Source organism: Micromonospora sp. LOL_025 (assembly GCF_048060285.1).
Taxonomy (GTDB): domain Bacteria; phylum Actinomycetota; class Actinomycetes; order Mycobacteriales; family Micromonosporaceae; genus Micromonospora.
On record NZ_JBHMIR010000080.1, the window covers coordinates 1 to 3,299 of the forward strand.

The 3,299-nt window shown below is 75.8% G+C and carries 1 pseudogene; it reads right to left on the minus strand.

From position 1 onward, the window contains the following. Nucleotides 1–3,283: pseudogene (locus tag ACFHW0_RS31520) on the minus strand (type I polyketide synthase); the annotation flags it as partial. Nucleotides 3,284–3,299 lie beyond the last annotated feature (16 nt).

Sequence of the window (3,299 nt, forward strand, 5' to 3'; positions counted from 1 at the left end):
TCCCCGGCGTCGCCATCACCGTCACACCACCGGCCAACGCCAGATCACACTCACCACTGCGCAACGCCTGCACGGCGAGGTGCAGCGCCACCAGCGACGACGAGCACGCCGTGTCCACCGTGACCGCCGGGCCCTCCAGGCCGAACGTGTACGCGACCCGACCGGACAGCACGCTGCCCGAGGTGCCGGTGCCGAGGTAACCGCCCACGCCCTCGGGCAGGTCCTGCACGCCCGAGGCGTAGTCGTGGTACATCAGGCCGGCGAAGACGCCCGTCCGGCTGCCCCGCAACCGCTGCGGGTCGAGACCGGCGGACTCGAACGTCTCCCACGAGGTCTCCAGCAGCAGTCGCTGCTGCGGATCCATCGCCAGGGCCTCGCGCGGGGAGATGCCGAAGAAGTCCGGGTCGAACTCGGCGGCCCCGTACAGGAAGCCACCGTGCCGGGTGTACGACGTCCCGGGGTTGTCCGGGTCGGGGTGGAAGATCCGGTCGAGTTCCCAGCCCCGGTCGGTGGGGAACTCGCCGATGCCGTCGGCCCCGGCGGCGACCAGGTCCCACAGTTGCTGCGGGTTTGTCACGCCGCCCGGGTAGCGGCAGGCCATGCCCACGATGGCGATCGGCTCGTCGACGGTGGTCGCCCGCACGGCGTGCTGCTGGTCGGCGACCTGGCCGGAGAGCTGCTCGTACAGGTGCTCCGACAGGGCGCCGGGGGTCGGGTAGTCGAAGACGAGCGTCGACGTGAGCCGCAGCCCGGTCGCGCTGTTGATCCGGTTGCGCAGCTCGACGGCGGTCAGCGAGTCGAAGCCCAGTTCCCGGAACGCCCGGTCCGCCGGCACCTGGTCGGCGCCGCCGTGACCGAGGACCTGCGCGACCATCCCGCGGACGAGCAGGGCCACCTGCGTCCGCGCCTCCTGCGGGTCGAGCCCGGCCAGCCGGTCGACCCAGGCTCCGGAGCCGGAGCGGCGACGCTTCGTGGCCGGCCCCACCAGGGCCCGCAGCATCACCGGCACCCGGCCCGCAGCGGTCTGCGCCCGCATGGCGGGCAGGTCGACCACGGCCGGCACCAGCGCCGCGCCGCCGTGGGTCAGGGCGGCGTCCCACAGCCCGAGCCCGACCGGGGCGGTCATCGGGACCAGACCGGCCCGGGTCACCCGGGCCCGGTCGGCGTCGTTGATCGACGCGGCCATGCCGTCCGTGTCCCACATGCCCCACGCGAGGCTGACGGCGGGCAGCCCGCGCTGCGCCCGCAGCACGGCGAGGGCGTCCAGGAAGGCGTTGCCGGCGGCGTAGGCGGCCTGGCCGGGAGAGCCGAGCACCCCGGCGACGGAGGAGAAGAGCACGAAGAGGTCGAGGTCCAACTCGGCGGTCGCCTCGTGCAGCCACCAGCCCGCCGTGACCTTCGGGGCCAGCACGTCCGCCAGCCGCTCGGCGGTGATCCCGCTGACCACGCCGTCGTCCAGGACGCCGGCCGTGTGGACCACCCCGGCCAGGCGATCCTCGTCGGTGATCGACCGGACCAGCTCGCCGACCCGGGCGCGATCGGTCACGTCCGTGGCGACCACCCGGACGGCCGCGCCCAGCGCGGTCAGCCGCTCCACCAACTGGTCGGCGCCGGAGGCCGCCGCGCCCTGGCGGGACGCCAGCACCAGCGAACGCACGCCGTACGCGGTAACGAGGTGCTCGGACACCAGGGCGCCGAGCGATCCGGTGCCACCGGTGACCAGGACGGTCCCCCGGCCGAGGGTCGCCGGGGTGCGCGCCTCGCCGGTGGCGCGGACCAGCCGCGGCAGGTACGCCGTGCCCGCCCGCACCGCGAGCTGCCCGCCGACACCCGGGTCGTCGGCGGCTGCGGCGAGCAGGGCCAGCAGGTCGGGGTCCAGGTCGACGCCGGCTTCGAGGTCGGCCAGCACGATCCGGCCGGGGTGTTCCGACTGGGCCGAGCGCAGCAGGCCCCAGACCGCCGCCCCCGCCAGGTCGGTGACGCGGTCGGTCGTGCCGGTGGCCACCGCGCCACGGGTCAGCACGACCAGCCGCGAGTCCGCCAGGGAATCGGCGGCCAGCCACGCCTGCACCGCGCCGAGGACGTCGGCCGTCACCGACCGCGCCGCGCCGGGCACGTCCGCCCCCGCCGCCGCCGGAGCGACGGGCAGCAGCAGTGCCGCGGGAGCGGGGGCGCTTCCGTCCGTCACCGCCGTGACCACCGCCGCGACCTCGGCGTACGCCGGAAGCTGCGGAGCGCCGTCGAGCGGACGGTCACCGACCACAACCCAGTCGTACGCGCCGCCGGGCGCGGCGATCCGTTCGGGCTGCCAGGACACCTCGAACAGCGAGCGGTGCGCCTCGTCGGAGGGCGCCGCCATGCCGGTCAGCTCGCGCAGCGTCAGCGAGTCCACCGACACCACCGGCGCACCCGTCTCGTCGACGGCGACCAGCCGCACGGAGCTGCCGGAGGCGGTGAGGCGGACGCGGAGCGTGCGTGCTCCGACCGCGTGGACCTGCACCCCTTCGAACGCGAACGGCACCCGGGGCCCGCCGCCGGTCTCGTCGGCGGGCAGCAGCCCGACCGGGTGCAGGGCGGCGTCCAGCAGTGCCGGGTGCACCCCGAAGCCCGCCGGGTCCCCGATCACCTCGTCGGGGAGGGCGACCTCGGCGAACACCTCGCCCTCGGCGGTCCACGCCCGCCGCAGGCCCTGGAAGACCGGCCCGTAGGAGAGCCCGTGCTCGGCCACCGTCGCGTACCACCCGGTCACGTCCACCTCGGACGCGCCGGGCGGCGGCCACGCGCCCAGCGTGGGCTCGTCGGCGGCGGGGGTGCCGACGAGGCCGTCGGCGTGCCGGGTCCAGCCCGACTCCGGGTCGTCCTCGGGCTGGGAGTGCACGGTCACCGAACGGACGCCGGTCCCGTCGACGGTACCCACCCGGATCTGCACCCGTACCCCGCCGCCGCTGGCGGGCAGCACGAGCGGGGCGAGCACGGTCAGCTCACGGACACGCGAGGCGCCGACCTCGTCGCCCGCCCGGACGACGAGGTCCACCAGTGCGGTGCCGGGCACGATCACGGCGCCGGACACGACGTGGTCGGCCAGCCACGGATGGGTCGACACCGACAGCCGGCCGGTCAGCACCACCATGTCCTCGCCGGCAACCGACACCGCCGCGCCGAGCAGCGGGTGCCGCGCCACGCCGAGGCCCGCTCCCGAGACGTCGGCCGACTGGCCGACCGGCGGCAGCCAGTACCGCTCCCGGTGGAAGGCGTACGTGGGCAGGTCCACCCGCCGTGCCCCGGTCTCGGCGAACCAC